This window comes from Vibrio sp. SCSIO 43137 (assembly GCF_028201475.1).
GTDB lineage: Bacteria > Pseudomonadota > Gammaproteobacteria > Enterobacterales > Vibrionaceae > Vibrio.
Genome location: NZ_CP116383.1, coordinates 709,250 through 726,788, shown reverse-complemented (window position 1 = coordinate 726,788; position 17,539 = coordinate 709,250). Strand labels below are relative to the sequence as shown.

Annotated in this window: 17 protein-coding genes and 1 pseudogene; 6 read left to right on the top strand and 12 right to left on the bottom strand. The window is 46.8% G+C overall.

Features of this window, described 5'->3' with window-relative positions; genetic code table 11:
• The first annotated feature begins 18 nt into the window (after nucleotides 1–18).
• Both mltF and PK654_RS03530 read left to right on the top strand, forming a co-directional pair.
• On the top strand, nucleotides 19–1,599 hold the full coding sequence (gene mltF, locus PK654_RS03535; RefSeq protein ID WP_271697695.1) for a membrane-bound lytic murein transglycosylase MltF: 1,581 nt from the start codon (nucleotides 19–21) through the stop codon (nucleotides 1,597–1,599).
• A 266-nt stretch (nucleotides 1,600–1,865) separates the two neighbouring features.
• Nucleotides 1,866–2,009, top strand: a complete 144-nt coding sequence (locus PK654_RS03530) for a hypothetical protein (RefSeq protein WP_271697694.1) — start codon at nucleotides 1,866–1,868, stop codon at nucleotides 2,007–2,009.
• A 21-nt stretch (nucleotides 2,010–2,030) separates the two neighbouring features.
• Here the strand turns inward: PK654_RS03530 and tadA are convergent, their stop codons facing one another.
• From tadA to grpE, 9 genes are all read right to left on the bottom strand, one after another.
• Nucleotides 2,031–2,561 carry a tRNA adenosine(34) deaminase TadA gene (gene tadA, locus PK654_RS03525; protein ID WP_271697693.1) on the bottom strand — a complete coding sequence of 177 codons (531 nt, stop codon included), beginning with the start codon at nucleotides 2,559–2,561 and terminating at the stop codon, nucleotides 2,031–2,033.
• Between the two features lie 137 nt (nucleotides 2,562–2,698).
• Nucleotides 2,699–3,124, bottom strand: a complete 426-nt coding sequence (locus PK654_RS03520; RefSeq protein ID WP_271697692.1) for a type IV pilus modification PilV family protein — start codon at nucleotides 3,122–3,124, stop codon at nucleotides 2,699–2,701.
• Complete coding sequence (locus tag PK654_RS03515; RefSeq protein ID WP_271697691.1) at nucleotides 3,108–3,506, bottom strand: hypothetical protein; 399 nt, start codon at nucleotides 3,504–3,506, stop codon at nucleotides 3,108–3,110. The genes PK654_RS03520 and PK654_RS03515 overlap by 17 nt, the downstream gene beginning before the upstream one ends.
• Nucleotides 3,503–4,120, bottom strand: a complete 618-nt coding sequence (locus PK654_RS03510; RefSeq protein WP_271697690.1) for a PilW family protein — start codon at nucleotides 4,118–4,120, stop codon at nucleotides 3,503–3,505. The genes PK654_RS03515 and PK654_RS03510 overlap by 4 nt, the downstream gene beginning before the upstream one ends.
• On the bottom strand, nucleotides 4,101–4,604 hold the full coding sequence (locus PK654_RS03505; protein WP_271697689.1) for a prepilin-type N-terminal cleavage/methylation domain-containing protein: 504 nt from the start codon (nucleotides 4,602–4,604) through the stop codon (nucleotides 4,101–4,103). Before PK654_RS03505 ends, PK654_RS03510 begins: the two co-directional genes overlap by 20 nt.
• 222 nt (nucleotides 4,605–4,826) lie before the next feature.
• A complete protein-coding gene (dnaJ, locus tag PK654_RS03500) occupies nucleotides 4,827–5,969 on the bottom strand; it encodes a molecular chaperone DnaJ (protein WP_271697688.1) in 1,143 nt (380 codons plus the stop codon).
• Nucleotides 5,970–6,182: 213 nt separating this feature from the next.
• A complete protein-coding gene (dnaK, locus tag PK654_RS03495; RefSeq protein WP_271697687.1) occupies nucleotides 6,183–8,102 on the bottom strand; it encodes a molecular chaperone DnaK in 1,920 nt (639 codons plus the stop codon).
• Nucleotides 8,103–8,329: 227 nt separating this feature from the next.
• Complete coding sequence (locus tag PK654_RS03490; RefSeq protein ID WP_271697686.1) at nucleotides 8,330–9,607, bottom strand: dicarboxylate/amino acid:cation symporter; 1,278 nt, start codon at nucleotides 9,605–9,607, stop codon at nucleotides 8,330–8,332.
• Nucleotides 9,608–9,911: 304 nt separating this feature from the next.
• Nucleotides 9,912–10,532, bottom strand: a complete 621-nt coding sequence (gene grpE / locus PK654_RS03485) for a nucleotide exchange factor GrpE (protein WP_271697685.1) — start codon at nucleotides 10,530–10,532, stop codon at nucleotides 9,912–9,914.
• Between the two features lie 167 nt (nucleotides 10,533–10,699).
• On the opposite strand from grpE, the gene nadK reads away from it, so the two are divergent.
• The 3 genes from nadK to bamE all read left to right on the top strand — a co-directional run bounded on the left by nadK (nucleotide 10,700) and on the right by bamE (nucleotide 13,922).
• On the top strand, nucleotides 10,700–11,584 hold the full coding sequence (gene nadK, locus PK654_RS03480; RefSeq protein ID WP_271697684.1) for an NAD(+) kinase: 885 nt from the start codon (nucleotides 10,700–10,702) through the stop codon (nucleotides 11,582–11,584).
• A gap of 133 nt (nucleotides 11,585–11,717) precedes the next feature.
• Nucleotides 11,718–13,379 carry a DNA repair protein RecN gene (recN, locus tag PK654_RS03475; protein WP_271697683.1) on the top strand — a complete coding sequence of 554 codons (1,662 nt, stop codon included), beginning with the start codon at nucleotides 11,718–11,720 and terminating at the stop codon, nucleotides 13,377–13,379.
• A gap of 183 nt (nucleotides 13,380–13,562) precedes the next feature.
• The gene (gene bamE / locus PK654_RS03470) at nucleotides 13,563–13,922 is read left to right on the top strand and encodes an outer membrane protein assembly factor BamE (RefSeq protein WP_271697682.1); all 360 of its coding nucleotides are present in this window, start codon (nucleotides 13,563–13,565) and stop codon (nucleotides 13,920–13,922) included.
• Nucleotides 13,923–14,024: 102 nt separating this feature from the next.
• Here the strand turns inward: bamE and PK654_RS03465 are convergent.
• Nucleotides 14,025–14,319 (bottom strand): annotated as a pseudogene (locus PK654_RS03465) (RnfH family protein).
• 19 nt (nucleotides 14,320–14,338) lie between these two features.
• Nucleotides 14,339–14,767, bottom strand: coding sequence for an SRPBCC family protein (locus PK654_RS03460; RefSeq protein WP_271698772.1), 429 nt, complete (start codon nucleotides 14,765–14,767; stop codon nucleotides 14,339–14,341).
• A 106-nt stretch (nucleotides 14,768–14,873) separates the two neighbouring features.
• Here PK654_RS03460 and smpB point away from each other — a divergent pair, with 106 nt between their 5' ends.
• Entirely contained in the window at nucleotides 14,874–15,359 is a 486-nt protein-coding gene (gene smpB, locus PK654_RS03455; protein ID WP_271697681.1) for an SsrA-binding protein SmpB, read from the top strand.
• Here smpB and pbpC read toward each other — a convergent pair.
• Nucleotides 15,356–17,521, bottom strand: a complete 2,166-nt coding sequence (gene pbpC, locus PK654_RS03450; protein ID WP_271697680.1) for a penicillin-binding protein 1C — start codon at nucleotides 17,519–17,521, stop codon at nucleotides 15,356–15,358. The two genes, smpB and pbpC, sit on opposite strands and share 4 nt — an antisense overlap.
• Nucleotides 17,522–17,539: the final 18 nt, after the last annotated feature.

Genomic DNA, 17,539 nt, shown 5'->3' with positions numbered 1-17,539 from the left:
TTGAGCATGCTGTATTTAATGTTAAAAACATCCATTGTTAACCCGGCAAAAGCCGTCTTTCTGTTGCTGTTTGCTTTGCTGATATCCGGCTGTCAGATCGACTCTGATCCGAAAAGCGAGCTGGATAAAGTTCGTGAGCGCGGCGTTCTGCGTGTCGGTACGCTGAACAACCAGCTGGCTTACTATATAGGTCCCGACGGTCCGACCGGTCTGGATTACGAAATAGCAAAACGGTTCGCAGATGAGCTGGGAGTCAAACTGGAGATCAAACCGGCTTACCGTTTATCCGGTCTGTTTCCTGCACTAGATAACAATGAAATAGACATTGTTGCTGCCGGCCTGAGCCAGACAGCCAAGCGCATCGGAAAGTACCGTGCCGCTCCAGCCTACTACTATGTCAGCCAGCAGGTAGCCTACAAAAAAAACGAATGGCGTCCCCGCAACAATGAAAAACTGGCGGAGCATCTGAAGAAAGGTGAATCGACTCTGGCGGTTATTTCTGACTCGCACTTTGTACAGACATTGGAAAAGCTGCAACAGCAGCATCCGGATCTGACCTTCTCAATTGACCACAATTCAGACGTAAAAGATCTACTGAAGAAGGTTTCTACCGGAGAGCTCGATTTTACTGTGGCTGACTCCGTAGAACTCTCACTGACACAGAGACTCTATCCGGATATCGCCGTGGCTTATGAGCTGACGGAAGACCAGCCAATCTCATGGTATATGCGCAAAGGCGATGACGAGAGTTTATATGCCCTTCTGATTGAGTTTTTCGGCGAGATAAAACAGTCCGGAGAACTTGCCACACTGGAGGAGAAGTATTTCGGCCATGTAGAAAGCTTCGATTACGTAGATACCCGTGCCTTTATCCGGGCACTGGACAGCAAATTACCTAAATGGGAACCACTGTTTAAAGCCTATTCTCAGGAGTTTGACTGGCGCTTGATTGCCGCTCTCTCATATCAGGAATCGCACTGGAATCCGAGGGCGGTTTCTCCTACCGGTGTTCGCGGCATGATGATGCTGACGCTGCCTACCGCTAAATCCGTCGGAGTAAAAAACCGTCTCGATCCAGAGCAGTCTATCCGCGGCGGCGTTGATTATCTGAGAGGGATTGTGGACAGGGTTCCTGATTCCATTCCTGAACATGAAAAAATCTGGTTCGCTCTCGCTTCCTATAACGTGGGTTACGGTCATATGATGGATGCCCGCCGCCTGACCAAATGGCAGAACGGCAATCCCGATTCATGGGGAGATGTAAAAGATCGTCTTCCGCTGCTGAAGAAACGCAAATACTACAGCCAGACCCGTTACGGCTACGCCCGTGGTGATGAAGCCAGAAAGTATGTAGAGAATATCCGTCGCTATTATCAATCCATTATTGGTCATATTGAAAAACAGCAAGCTTTGGCAAACGAGGTTGATATTGAAGGGTTACAGGTTATTGATATCCCTCTGGATGAGTTTGTCGGCCCGCTTCAGAAAGACCAGCAAGCTGAGACTCCACCGGCTAAAGTTTCAAACTCTGATAAACCAGCCGGTGATGAAAGCTCCGTTGAACCTGATAGCAGAAATCAGACGGAATCAGTTAAGTGATAAACCATCTGAAAAACGGGCCTTTTAATGGCCCGTTTTTTTATTTTCTTTCCTTCTGACTAAGTAACTCTCACCGGCAGCTTTAGTTAAACGTCCTTGAAAACCGGCGTATTTATCCGATACTTAATCATTCAGGGGATTGAAATTGCTCAGCAGATAATTTCATCTGTTGGTCATAAATCTTACTTATTACCGCAACATAAATTCAGCACTATCCGCTTAACAAGTTAGCACCACTATAAAATTAAACGGTAACGGAGAAAGGCATGTTCCGGAAAAAACTACAGAGAAAGCGCCTGACAAGTATCTCATCGGCCAACCGCCGTAAAAGGATGCAGGCAAACAATAAAAAGAAGATTATCTGGAGACACAGAGCTTTTGTGCAGAGTGAAGCCTTTGCTGATGAGTAGCTAAAACTCAAATAGAATTTACTAATTATCAGAGTTATCAGCCAGCTTTTTTGCCTGTTTCAGGGCTTTTTTCTCTTTTCTGCGGCGCTTAAAAAATGCCTGAAGCTGGGCACGACACTCCTGTTCCATTAACCCCTGCTCCACCTCGGCATAGTGATAGGCGGCCTGATGTTGAAACAGGTTAAGCACAGTACCGGCCGCACCGGCTTTCAGATCAGGAGCACCAAAAACAACTCTTTTTACTCTGCTGTGCAGCAGAGCACCGGCACACATAGGGCAGGGCTCCAGAGTAACGTAAAGGGTGGTATCCAGCAGACGATAATTTTCCAGCGCGCTACCCGCTTTGCGTAGTACCTGAATCTCAGCATGGGCAGTAGCATCATGATCACCGATAGATCGGTTCCACCCTTCAGCAATGATCTCGCCATCTTTTACCAGCAAAGCTCCGACGGGAACCTCACCTTCCAGCTCAGCCTGATGAGCAAGCTCAATAGCGCGTTGCATAAAGCGAATGTCTGCTTCAGAAAAGGAGTTTGAACTGCTGGTGCTCACTGAAAATAATCTCTATGGGGAAAAATTAACGGCCACTAGTATATAACCAGCCAGAGGGGTTAGAAAAGTACATCTAAATAGCTGTTCCTAAATATGTGTCACTTTGACAAATATCGAACACAATTAAGAACCGTTATTTAGTACTCTGCCCGATACAGCACTGTTATAAAGGAGAGTTTCTGCTCTGCTCCGTTACCGTCCTGCCAGCTTACCTGTAAGCTAATCTTTTTAATTCCCCCGCCACTATTAATACGCTCTGTCACCACCCAGTTAAGCTGATAGGGTTCAGGTAAGCGTTGCTCTTCACTTCCCGATTTTACTAAATCAAAAAGCCCGTTTTTCTTATTGGAAGCTTTCATCCCGGATACAGTGGCATAAGCACGAAAAGTCTCCAGTTTCGCTTCAGCAAGATACAGTGCTGTCTGTTTTCTGTTGGCTAAATCTGCATATCTTGCACTGCTTATTTGTAATTGCGATAACCCGGCAACGGATACAGAGACGAATAGTAGGGTAACCAAGACCTCTATAAAGCTAAATCCTTGCTGGTTAGAAGGGATAATCAAACCATCCTCCTTCCAGTTTCACAACTTTAACAACACCATCTGAATCTGCCCGCAGGAAAAAATATCCGGAGTGAGCAGCTCCTTTATAGCGGCTGATAATACGGTAAAGTGTATTGCTCTGTTCAATAACAGAAAGTTGCAGCTCTTCTGGTAACCCGCAGTTATCCAGAGGATGACTCGGAGGCCACGGTTCCGTTAGCTGAGAAAAAGCGCACTCAAGGCCTCCTTCTGCTATCCAGAAGTTCTGTCGCGCAGCCGTCTCGTTATGCACTTTTCGGATCTGATACAGCACCAGTTGTGAATAGGAGAGAGAGACAAGCAAACTGAGCAAAATAAGTACGGAACTCAGTAACAGAACAGCAGCTCCGCGTTGCCTTTTCATTGAACACCAACAGACAGTTGACTGGGCTGATTGCGCACAAACAGGGTACTGCTCGCCGTAACAGGCTCCGAACCGGAGGCCAGCTCGGCGGTTAGTGTTAAAGTAGTCAGATAGATAAGTGGCTGTCTGCTGAGCTCTTTCTGGCTGAGCTGAAAACTCTTCAGGTGAACCTGCTTATCATCCAGCAGGGAGAAAAACGGCTGACAGGCGTTACTGGCGGAAACCATACCTCTCCGGGCAGAACAGATTAACAGCTTGTTCTTCTGAGCATCATGTTTTATCGCCGATATCGTATACCCTTGTTCAAATCGATATATGTAGCTTAGTTCTCCGTCAGAGCTGTTCAGCAAAGGAGAACTTCCCGCCAGAGTCACTATTTCGTTACCACTGCCGTTATAGCCTGCCCTGCGAATATCGTCGCTCAGATATCTAAGCACATCTGCAAGACTCTGTCGGAGATAGAGCTGTTTTATCTGTGCTGTCAGGTTCCTCTGTGTCACCACAAGAGTTTGCACCAATACTGCCGTCATAATTAAACCGATAGCAGATGCCAACAGCAGTTCAGGCAGGGAAAAACCACGCGAAAAGCTGATGCTAGCAGAGCGGATAGCCATAATTGGCCTCCTTAACACTGCATAATCTTACCCGGCCGGTAATATGATGAAAGATAAGTTTAATTGAATTACTGCCGTTGGTCTGGTGGCTAACTTGCAGGTGACCACTTTTGCCGAATTTGCCGTTGATTCCCTTTACCTTAATCAAACTGCGGTTAGCCTTAATAAAAGCAATACTGCCCTCGGTCTGCGCAATAATGTTGTCCTCAGCAATGGAGGCTGTTAAGGGATTGATATTAAGCAACTGAAGCTGATAGCGCTGCTCTGCTTCAGCAGAATCTATATGCAGTTGTATCCAGATATCCCGGTTTGCTTTTACTGCCTCGCTTTTTGCCAGTAAAAACAAACCCTGAAGATCTCTGGCTGTCGATTTTATCTGGTAGGAATCAAAAGTCCGTCTCCAGTCCGGAAGCGCCACAGTAAACAGCAAGGCAATAATAGCCATGGCAATAGCCAACTCCGCCAGTGTAAATCCCCGCTGCATAGTTGCTCCTCCTGACTATGTAAGAGCCGGCTATGCTAGCAATGCTCAATCCCTCTGGTTAGCGGTAATACAAAGAGCTTGGAACAGATTCAAACTCCCTGTAAAGCAGGTAACAGAGGCTGCATTGAATGCTATGAAATAACTCGAAGTCTTCTCCTTTTCTCAGGACGCAAAAAAGCCAGCATAACGCTGGCTTTCAGAAAATAGGATTGATGTCTGGCCTTAGCTGGTCAGGTCGTCAAAGAACTTTTTCACACCATTGAAAAAGCCTTCTGATTTCGGGTTGTGCTTATTAGCCGCTTCACCTTCACAGGTTTCAGCAAACTCACGCAGCAGCTCTTTCTGACGGGAGCTGAGTTTCACCGGAGTCTCTACCACCAGTTTCACCAGCAGATCACCGACACCGCCGCCACGAACCCCTTTCACACCCTTACCACGCATACGGAACATACGGCCGGTTTGAGTTTCAGAAGGCACTTTCAGGTTTACACGGCCATCAAGGGTAGGAACTTCTACTTCTCCGCCCAGTGCAGCCTGTGCAAAGCTGACAGGAACTTCACAGTATAGGTTGTTACCGTCACGCTCAAAGATATGGTGTTCACGCACATGAACCTGAACATACAGGTCACCGGCAGGAGCACCGTGCTCTCCCGCTTCACCTTCACCAGACAGGCGAATACGGTCACCAGTATCCACACCGGCAGGAATCTTAACGTTAAGGGTCTTGGTTTTCTGCTTACGGCCCTGACCATGACAAGAGTTACATGGGTCCTGAATGATCTTACCTTTACCGTTACAGGTAGGACAGGTTTGCTGCACCGCAAAGAAGCCCTGACGCATCTGCACCTGACCGTGGCCATGACAAGTTCCGCAGGTTTGCGGGCTGGAGCCTTTCTTAGCACCTGAACCGTCACACACTTCACACTCTACAAGGGTAGGAATTTCGATCTCTTTTTCACAGCCGCGCACAGCATCTTCAAGAGAGAGTTCCATATTGTAGCGAAGATCGGCACCACGCTGGGCACGAGACTGGCCACCGCCACGACGGCCGCCGCCAAAGATGTCACCAAATACATCGCCAAAGATATCACCGAAATCTGCACCGCCGCCGCCAAAGCCGCCGCCACCCATACCACCTTGTTCAAAGGCAGCATGACCATACTGGTCGTAAGCCGCTTTTTTCTGTGGATCGGTCAGAATCTCATACGCTTCTTTTACTTCTTTAAACTGCTCGGCTGCATTTTCATCACCCTGATTGCGGTCAGGGTGAAACTTCATTGCCAGACGCTTATACGCCTTTTTAATATCTCGCTCTGAGGCATCACGGCCGACACCTAAAACTTCGTAAAAATCACGCTTTGACATGTGTTTTAATACCGTCTCTTACTTCAGACAGCGCTTGCTGTCTATACAACTAAATCGATCTGGGAAATCTCATTTCTGCCAATATTGCCCAGATCGATTTACTCGATCATATTTACAAAACTGCGGGCGAATGAGTCAAACTCAACGCCCGCAACATAAATTTCTATCTGAAGCATTCAAAGTGAAAACCTGAACGCTTCATCAAATCAGAAATTACTTCTTATCGTCTTTAACTTCTTCGAACTCAGCGTCAACAACGTCTTCTTCAGGAGCTTGTTGCTGCTGACCAGCCTCTGCACCTTGAGCTTGCTGAGCCTGAGCTTGCTGCTGAGCGATTTCCATCAGTTTCTGAGCGGCAGTCATAAGCGCCTGAACTTTCGCGTCGATAGCTTCTTTGTCGTCGCCGTTCTTCACTTCTTCCAGCTCTTTGATTGCTGCTTCGATCTTCTCTTTCTCTTCAGCAGGAAGTGCTTCACCAGCTTCTTCCATCTGCTTACGAGTACCGTGGATCATCTGGTCAGCTTGGTTACGGGTAGTGACAAGTTCTTCGAACTTCTTGTCCGCTTCTTTGTTCGCTTCCGCTTCCTGTACCATCTTCTCGATTTCGTCATCGTTCAGACCGCCAGACGCCTGGATTGTGATCTTCTGCTCTTTACCAGTAGACTTATCTTTAGCAGATACGTGCAGGATACCGTCCGCATCAAGGTCGAAAGTTACTTCAATCTGAGGCATGCCGCGAGGTGCAGGCTGAATACCTTCAAGGTTGAACTGACCAAGAGACTTGTTGTACATCGCCTGCTTACGCTCACCCTGAAGAACGTGGATAGTTACCGCGCTCTGGTTGTCTTCTGCAGTAGAGAAAACCTGGTTCGCTTTAGTCGGAATAGTTGTGTTCTTCTCAACCAGCTTAGTCATCACACCGCCCATGGTTTCGATACCAAGAGACAGAGGAGTTACGTCAAGAAGAAGTACGTCTTTAACGTCACCAGCCAGTACACCACCCTGAACGGCAGCACCCATAGCTACTGCTTCGTCCGGGTTCACGTCACGGCGGGCTTCTTTACCGAAGAACTCAGCAACTTTAGACTGAACCATAGGCATACGAGTCTGACCACCAACAAGGATTACGTCGTCGATGTCACCAACAGATAGGTCTGCATCAGCAAGAGCAACTTTTAGCGGCTCAAGAGAACGCTGTACCAGATCTTCTACAAGAGACTCAAGCTTAGCGCGAGTCACTTTGATGTTCATGTGCTTAGGACCAGTTGCGTCAGCCGTTACGTAAGGCAGGTTAACGTCAGTCTGTTGTGCAGAAGAAAGCTCGATTTTCGCTTTTTCAGCCGCTTCTTTAACACGCTGCATAGCCAGAGGATCGTTCTTAAGATCGATGCCCTGCTCTGTTTTGAACTCATCTACAAGGTAGTTGATCATACGGTTATCGAAGTCTTCACCACCAAGGTGAGTGTCACCGTTAGTTGCCAGTACTTCGAAAGTCTTCTCGCCTTCAACTTCGTCGATTTCGATAATAGAGATATCGAAAGTACCACCACCAAGGTCATAAACAGCGATAGTGCGGTCGCCGCCTTTCTTATCAAGGCCGTAAGCTAGTGCAGCAGCTGTTGGTTCGTTGATGATACGCTTAACTTCAAGACCAGCGATACGACCGGCATCTTTAGTAGCCTGACGCTGAGAATCGTTAAAGTATGCAGGAACAGTAATTACTGCACCAGTTACCTCTTCGCCAAGGAAATCTTCTGCTGTTTTCTTCATCTTCTTAAGAACTTCAGCAGAAACCTGAGGAGCCGCCATTTTCTGGCCTTGTGCTTCAACCCAGGCATCACCATTGTCAGCTTTAACAATGTTGAAAGGCATGATTTCGATATCGCGCTGAACTTCTTCGTCTTCAAAACGACGACCAATCAGACGCTTGATTGCGAATAGAGTGTTTTGAGGGTTGGTTACCGCTTGACGTTTCGCAGGCTGACCTACTAGCGTTTCGCCGTCAGTATAAGCGATCACAGATGCTGTTGTACGCTCACCTTCAGCATTTTCAATTACGCGTGGTGCGTCGCCGTCCAGTACAGCAACACAAGAGTTAGTAGTACCTAAGTCAATACCAATGATTTTACCCATCAGGTTATCTCCGAGAATTCAGTTATTCGTTTTGCTATACCCCCTTAGATGGGGGCGGTCGGTAAGGTTTCAACCCTACTGACACTATGTTTATTTTCTGTATGCCCCTTAGATAAGGGCTGTGAATAGCTTTTCAAGGGACAAGAGGAAAAAAATAGTAACTTTTTCGCTAAAAAGCAGAAGCGGGGCTAACTGCCCCGCTTCATAATCGTTAGCTTAAACAGAGTTTACGCGTTGGCCTGAGCAGGTTTTGCCTCAACGTCTTCAGCAACAACCGCTTGTTCACCTTCTGTTTTGGCAACAATGGTGTTCACTGCTGTATCACCAACCACGTTAGAAGAGGTACAGAACATATCGTTGATACGGTCAACGGCAGCAATAATCGCCAGACCTTCCGGTGGCAGACCCAGTTGGTGCAGAAGAACACCAACCATTACAACACCACCACCCGGAACACCACCGGCACCGATAGAAAGCAGCAGAATAGTCAGACCCAGAGTAAACATATCTGCCGTATTGATTGGCTGACCGAAGGCGTTAGCGACAAAAATCGTTGCCAGAGCGATATAGATAGACACACCTGACATGTTCATGGTTGCCCCCAAAGGCACACCAAAACCAGCAACAGATTTAGAAACGTGCAGCTTCTCCGTCAGGGTACGCATAGTTACCGGAATAGTAGCATTGGAACTGGCCGTTGAAAGAGAGAACAGGATCTGCTCGCGTGTTGCACGCAGGAATGTTTTTGGTGATGTACCAGTCGCAATCGCTACTGCCATCGGATAGAAGATAAAGATCCAGAACACCAGCATAGCCACAACAAGAGCCACATAGCCTGCTACCGATGCCAGAGTATTGGCATCAAGAGTAGCACCCAGTTGAATCATAAGCGCAAATACACCATATGGCGCAAGGCTCATCACCAGACCAACCAGCTTCATCATGATTTCGTTTGCCATTTTAAAGGTACGGATAGCAGGGCCGCCACGGGAATCCAAAGCCTGAATCGCTAGACCCGTCAGGATCGCCATAAAGATGATTTGCAGCATATCGCCGTTAGCAAACGCCTGAACAGGGTTGCTAGGAACAATATTAACCACCAGAGAGAAAATATCCGGTGTTTCTGTTGTGGTTAGTTTTACGGTTTCAGAAACCGTACCGGCAAGGTTTGCATCAGCACCCGGCTGGAAAATCATTCCGACAGTCAGTGCTGCAGTAATCGCAATAATGGTGTTAATAATGTAGAGAACAAAGGTTTTGCCACCAAGGCGACCAAATGCAGTGATATCTTTCAGATCGACGATACCACAAACGATTGAGACGTATACCAGAGGTACAACAAGCAGTTTGATCAGCGAAACGAACATGCCGCCGGCACCTTCAGCTGTACCTAACAGGTAAGTATCAAATAGGGCTACACCACTAAACAGGTACTGAATAGCGGTACCAATTAGCAGACCAGCAAACAAGCCTATAAATATCTTGCTTGAAAGAGATTTATCCATCTTCTATCTCCAGAATGTTGTGTTTATATATTTTGGTTTTATAGTTTTTTACGCCAGCTTCAGCGCTACCGAATCGCAAATAATACACACAAAAGTTACAAATGAAAGCATTTATTCACAATAATGTAACAAGTTTCGTATAGGAAATTTATCTGCAATTTGGTGGATAAATAGACGTTTCCCCATACGGAGATGAAATAACTGGTGGGATAGAGAGTTCAATCAGAAAGCCTGCTTCGGCAGGCCGAAAAGAAAAAGGAGAGGCATTGCCTCTCCTTTACGTTTAACCATTCAAGGGGATGAATTACTTAGATACCATCACCATCGCCGGACGAACGACACGGCCGTTCAGCTCATAACCTTTCTGCATAACAAAGATAACGCTGTTAGGTTCGTGATCGGCACTCTCCTGAATAGACATCGCCTGATGCAATTCAGGGTTGAAGGCTTCACCTTCAGGGTTGATCTCTTTAAGGCCAAACTTAGCCACCGCATCAATAAAGGTTTTATGAGTCAGCTCAACACCTTCAACGATAGGTTTAACTACTTCGTTTTCAGTGTCTGCTGCCTGAATCGCACGCTCCAGATTATCAATAACCGGCAGCAGCTCTTCAGCAAATTTGTTCAGTGCGTATTTACGCGCTTTATCGATCTCTTGTTCAGTACGACGACGCATGTTTTCGATTTCAGCTTTAGCGCGTAGTACAGAATCCTGCTGATCTTTTACTTTTGCTTCACTCTGAAGCAGCGCAGCTTCAAGCTGAGCAATTTTGGCTTCCTGCTCGTCCTGAACGGTTTCTTCATTCCAATCGATATCAGCATCAGTACCAACAGCTTCTACTTCTGCTTCAGCATCTATCGCCTGCTCTGCAGCTTCCTGCTGTTGTAGTTCTTCTTCCTGTATCTTTTTTTCGTCGTTGCTCATGATATCTCCAGACTTCGAAATTCGACTTTTCTACACAAGTTTTGCGGCAAACCAACCTAAATTTAAAATAAAACTCGCGTATTAGATTTAGTTGCCTTTATTATGGGGATTGATATTAATGATTCAAGCGTAAACCGCTTCCTTTAATCTGTATTTGGATTATCTGCATGAAAAAGCCCTTTAAAGTCGTCGGAATTATCGGTAAACCACGAGACCATAAAGCCGTTCAGACCCATAAAGACCTGTTTAACTGGCTTATCGCTGAAGGCTACCGTGCTGTAATCGACGACAGATTAGCCGATATTCTGGATGATATTCCAAATGAGTACTTTACCAACCTGCTTTCCATCGGGGAACAGGCCGATCTGGCCATTGTTGTCGGTGGTGACGGTAATATGCTTGGCGCGGCGCGGGTACTCTCCCGCTTTGATATCTCTGTTATAGGTATTAACCGTGGCAACCTCGGCTTTCTGACAGATTTAAATCCGGAAGATTTTAAGCTAATTCTGAAAAACGTATTGGAAGGCCACTACACAGTAGAAGAGCGTTTTCTGCTTGAAGCGGAAGTTTACCGCCATGGTCAGCTAAGAAGCCATAACGCTGCACTAAACGAAGTGGTTCTGCACCCGGACAAGATCGCCCATATGATTGAGTTCGAGGTGTATATCGACAGTACTTTCGCCTTCTCTCAACGCTCTGACGGCCTGATTGTTTCTACCCCGACCGGTTCTACTGCCTATTCCCTTTCCGGTGGCGGCCCGATTCTTTCACCCAGCCTGAACGCTATCTCTATCGTCCCTATGTTCCCGCATACCTTATCCAGCAGACCATTGGTGGTCGACGGTGATAAAAAAGTACGCTTAGTGGTATCGCCAAATAACCGCGGAACACTAGAAGTAAGCTGCGACGGCCAGATCTCCCTGCCCGTTTCTGCCGGTGACGAAGTAAGCATCTTTAAGAGCAACAATGTCCTTAAGCTTATCCATCCGGAAGAGTACAGCTATTACCATGTACTAAGGAACAAACTGGGTTGGTCGAGCAAACTGTTTTAGATCGCCCCGTTATTAACCGCAGTCACAGTTTCAGATCTACTGTATAAAAAAACAGCCTCGCAACTTTACTGTACAAAAAATCAGTATATACTGTTCGAGCATACAGTATTGATTATTTACACAGGTATCCGACATGCTGGCTGATTTAAGCGTTAATAACTTTGCTATCGTAAAATCGTTACAACTCGAACTCTCCTCAGGAATGACCACCATCACAGGTGAGACCGGCGCCGGTAAATCCATCGCCATTGATGCGCTGGGGCTCTGTTTAGGCGGCCGCGCTGAAACCGGTATGGTTCGTCAGGGAGAAGAGAAAACGGAAGTGTGCGCCACTTTCCAGCTCGACAATAACCTGCACGCTACCCGCTGGCTGGAAGATAACGACCTACTGGACGGTAACGACTGTATATTACGCCGCCTGATCAGCAAAGACGGCCGCTCACGTGCATTTATCAACGGCAGCCCTGTCCCTCTCTCTCAACTTAAAGCCATCGGCCAGAAGCTTATCAATATTCACGGCCAGCACGCTCACCACCAGCTAATGAAAAGCGACTATCAGCTCTCTATGCTTGACCAGTACGCCGGTCACCTGAACCTGCTGGACAAAACCCGTCAACATTACGCTACATGGCGTCAGGCGAAAAACCGCCTGAAAGAGCTAAAGCAGAACAGTCAGGAGAATCAGGCACAGAAGCAACTGCTGGAGTATCAGATTAAAGAGCTGAATGAACTGGCTCTGGGCGAAACCGAATTTGCTGAGCTGGAGCAAGAGCATAAACGCTTAGCCAACAGCGGTGAACTGGCTGTTAACTGCCAGCAGGCCATCGATGTACTGTATGAAGGCGAAGAGGTGAATGCCCTAAGTATGCTTCAGTCTGCCAGCCAGTCCCTTCTGCAACTTGCCGAACTGGATAAGCAGCTCGCTAACCTGCCGGCTATGCTGGAAGAAGCCATTATTCAGGTTGAAGAAGCCAGCAGCGAACTGCGTGGCTACGTTGACGGTATTGAAATGGATCCGGAGCGCATGGCCTTTGTGGAAGAACGCTTCTCAAAAGTAATGTCCATTTCCCGCAAACACCATGTAATGGCTGACGACCTGTACCAGCACCATCAGGATCTGCTGCAACAGATCGATGCGCTGGACTGCTCAGATGAAAAACTGCAAGCCATCGAAGAGGAAGTAGAATCCCTCTATCAGTGTTTTGTAACCAGTGCCGAGAAACTGAGTAAGTCACGCAGGCGTTACGCCAAAGAGCTGGATAAGCTGATCAGCAAAAGCATGCATGAACTGAGTATGGAAAAAGCCAAGTTCCATATTGAGGTAGAAAGTGAATCCGGACACGCCTCTCCACTGGGTATTGACCAGATCACCTTCCTTGTCTCTACCAACCCCGGCCAGCCAATGCAGCCAATCGCGAAAGTGGCATCGGGTGGTGAACTTTCACGAATCTCACTGGCTATTCAGGTGATTACAGCGCAGAAAGTTGATACCCCAAGCCTGATTTTCGATGAAGTGGATGTCGGTATCAGTGGCCCGACTGCTGCCGTAGTGGGTAAAATGCTGAGAACATTGGGTGAGTCCACTCAGGTACTGTGTGTTACTCACCTGCCCCAAGTTGCGGGATGTGGTCATCAGCAGCTGTTTGTTGCCAAGCAGACCAAAGCAGGCAAAACCGAAACCCAGATGCACGTTCTCAGCGAAGAACAGCGTATTTCAGAGCTGGCACGTCTGCTGGGCGGCAGCCAGATCACCGATTCAACTCTGGCCAACGCCAAAGAACTGCTTGCTGCATAAAGATCAAGCACTTGTTGTACAAAGGGAGCGCTGCTCCCTTTTCTTTTACTTAATTTGCAACAAAACGCAAAAAACGTGGTCATAAAAAGAGCCAAATGAACGGCACCTTTTACTTCTTGGTCAAGCTTGTTTATCATCTGCCGAGTTTTGTTTAAACCTTTTACTAGATAAGATTTACCGACTATGCAATTTAAGAAGTGGTTAGTTGCAATTCCTCTAGCCTTCACCATGCTAACGGGCTGCTCAGTAGTTGAGAAACTCGTTTACCGAATCGACATTAATCAGGGCAATTACGTAGAGCAGGAAGCAGTCGACAAACTAAAATTTGGTATGACCAAGGAACAGGTTCGTTTCGTAATGGGCTCGCCAATGCTGGTAGAGAACGGCTACCCGGATACCTGGTACTACATTTACCTGCACACCGAAGGCCATAACGATCCAATCCAGAAAAACCTGATCGTCAAATTTAATCCTGAAGGTAGCCTGCTAAATATCAGCGGCGACTTCCCTGAAGGTGAAGGCTTCTTCGAAGGTATTCGATAAACGCCTGATATCCTGATCGAAAAAGGCTCCTGACGGAGCCTTTTTGCTATTCGCTATTAATTACTTAGTACTATATTTGTTGCTTAGTACAGTAAACACAAGCTATTTCGCCTCTTTCTCTTTTTGTTTGGCCTGCTCAGCTCTTTTACGGCGAATCTCTTTTGGATCGGCCAGCAGCGGGCGGTAAATCTCGATTCTGTCTTGATCGCGTACCGTCGCATTTAGCTTCACATTGCGGCTAAAGATACCAACCTTATTCTTTTTCAGATCGATTTCCGGATACACTTCCAAAATACCGGAGTGAAGAATAATCTCTTCTACGGTCAGGTTTTTATCAATGGTCTGGGAATACGCGCTGCTCATGTGGCAGGGCATACACCACCTCTACATGGATCATATTGGATTCAATACTCTCATTAATACACCTGCTTCGCGCGTTGAGTGAAAGCGTTCACCATATTATTAGTCAGCTCATTAAAAACTTTACCAAACGCCATCTCAATCAGTTTACTGGAAAACTCAAAGTCCAGCTTAAGCTCTACCTTACAGGCCGACTCGTCCAGCTCAGTAAAATACCATCCGCCTTTCAGGGTTTTAAACGGCCCGTCCACCAGCTCCATCAAAATGGCGCTGCCATTTTCAAGAATATTGGAGGTAGTAAAGGTTTTGCTGATGCCGGCTTTGGACACATCCACAGAGGCAACCATGGCAGATTCGCTCTGCTGTAAAACTTGTGCACCGGAACAGCCGGGCAGAAACTCCGGATAACTGGCTACATCGTTCACCAGCTTATACATTTGCTCGGCACTAAAAGACACTAATGCAGAACGTCTCACTTGCGGCATAACTTCTCTCGTCACTTTGCGGTTAGCAATTTTTTCTAATATATCAAGGGATACAGCCAAAATAAGGATTTCCCAACCAAGGGAGTATCCGTATAATGACGCCATTATGGCAAAGAAAAAATCAAAAACCAAAGCAACTAGTAACACTATTGCGCTAAATAAAAAAGTTCGCCACGAGTATTTCATCGATGATGAGATAGAAGCGGGGCTTGAGCTTCAGGGCTGGGAAGTAAAATCACTTCGCCAGGGCAAAGTTAATATTGCGGAAAGCTACGTGTTTATGCGCGACGGTGAAGCCTTTATCAGCGGCATGACCATCACCCCGCTAAATCAGGCCTCTACCCATGTTGTGGCTAACCCGACAAGGGTTCGTAAACTGCTGCTTTCCAGAAGAGAGTTAGACAACCTGTTCGGACGCATTAACCGTGAAGGGATGACGCTGGCTGCGCTGTCACTTTACTGGTCTCGCTCATGGGTAAAAATCAAAATCGGTGTGGCGAAGGGTAAAAAACTTCACGACAAACGTACTGATATGAAAGAGAAAGACTGGGCACGCGATAAAGCTCGAATCATGAAGAGCAGCTTGCGTTAATCGTGGATATAGATAACCTTTTTATCGCATACCGCATTTAAACAGGCTGTTATATTGACCTCGTTCTTGAAGTCTTTAAGAACGAGTGTCTTTTCGTTGTACGGTTTATGGTTAATAAACCAACTCACCTCCGGTGACTGCAAATTTGTTTTAAGAGGCAAACGGTCAAGCTGTGACTGATAATAATGTTGCCCGGAGCGAAGCGTTGTAATCATCACTTTCTCTTGTTGTTCTTCACGGTTTACTACCGCCCGCTGCTTTTGCCATACATGTAATCGGCTCGGCCATTTATCCCCCAAAACAAAGTTTCCATTACTCTGCATAGTCGGTGGGGTTAACTTGTCTATGGTTAAGGTGTACTTTTTACGCAGACAGCGCCCTTCAGGACTATTGGCATAAGCACGCCCACCCGGCCAACAAGTGAGTACCCTTTTTACCTTTTCTGGTTTAGTAAGTTGTAATTTATCCCTTGGTAACAGATCAAACAGATCAAACATTAACGGCGCAGCCTGCGTTGCCCCTAAATAGCCGACAACTGGACTAGAGTCAGGCCTACCAATCCAAACTGCTACCGTATAATCAGGGCTTACCCCTACAGACCAAAAATCACGATAGCCGTAGCTGGTTCCCGTTTTCCAGGCTATTTTTCTTCGTGACGTAGGCACCACCCTATCGGGTGCGCTTAAGTCACTTAAGGTATCAAAGATAATCCAACTGCTCTCAGGACTTAGCAACGACTTCCCCCGGCCCTGTGCTTGTGAAGGAGATATCTTTAAACTAGAGACCATTCCTTGATTAGCAAGAGAACGATATAAAGCAACCAGATCAAACAGATTGGTGCCTGTCCCCCCTAAGCCGATACTTAAATTGGCCTTTTTGTGCTGTAAATGGATACCGGCCTGCTTCAGCTTCTGGTCAAACACTTCTGGTGTCACCCGGTTCAGCACTTGTATCGCTGGTACGTTTAGTGACAGTTTCAATGCATTACTCACGCTTACCGCCCCAAGGAACTTACCGTTCAGATTACTTGGCTTGTAACCAGAGAAAGAAGAAGGCACATCACTTAACAGACTTTCACTATGGATAAGCCCCATATCCAATGCCACTCCGTAAATAAACGGCTTTAATGTAGAGCCGGGTGAACGTGTTGCCTGAGTCATATCAATATGGGCAAAACGCTCCAGATCGGAAAAGTCGATTGAGCCTTGATAAGCAAGCACCTCTGCACTGGCGTTATCCACAATCAGTACCGCTGCGGAAGTTTTGGCTGGCAGCGCATATTTTTTTTGGGCGAATACCTTGTTTATTTTTTGCTGAAGGCCAAAGTCTATCGTGGTCGTAATGACTTCATCATCGGGCTTATCTCTATGTAACTTCTGGCTTAACAAAGGTGCAAAAAAAGGTGATTGATGCCAACGAACCGCAACCGGTTCTTGTATAAGTAGCTGATACTCTTCTTCGCTAAGCAAGCCACTTTCCGTAATACGTGCGAGTACCTTATTGCGAACTTTTTTCGCTCGTTCGGGGTATCTATCCGGACGATTTAAGGATGGCATTTGAGGCATCACCACTAACATGGCAGCCTCATTTTTGGTTAAGTTGGATGCTGATTTTGAAAAGTATCGCTGGGCGGCCGCTTCCACCCCTTCGATATTACCGCCAAAAGGAGCAAGGTTTAGATAAAGTGTCAGCAATTCATCTTTGCTATAACGCCACTCTAACTGCAACGCTCGCCATATCTGTTTCAATTTGCCAGATATCGACCTTGAATGCGGATCTATCTGCCTCGCTATCTGCATAGTCAAGGTAGAGCCACCCGAGATCACCCGACCATTGACTCCCCACTGCCAAAGCGCCCGGACAAGAGAAAATGGGTTCACTCCGGGGTGATAATAAAACCAGCGGTCTTCGTAGTTCAGTAGTGCTTCAATATAGAAGGGATCGACCTGTCCGACAGAGGTTTGATAACGGTGCACACCTAGTTTGTTACCAAATGAGCGTAATACCACGCCCTCCTTTGAAACAACCACAGTAGAAGGGCCATCGGGATAGAGGGGAGGAAGCGGATAAAGAAAGTTCGCCAAAGCAACCAATAACGCCAAACTTAAGCCTAACGCAACCAGCCATCGAGCTTTTCGATATTCCGCTCCTCTATTAAACACCTTTAATCAACCCTTCAC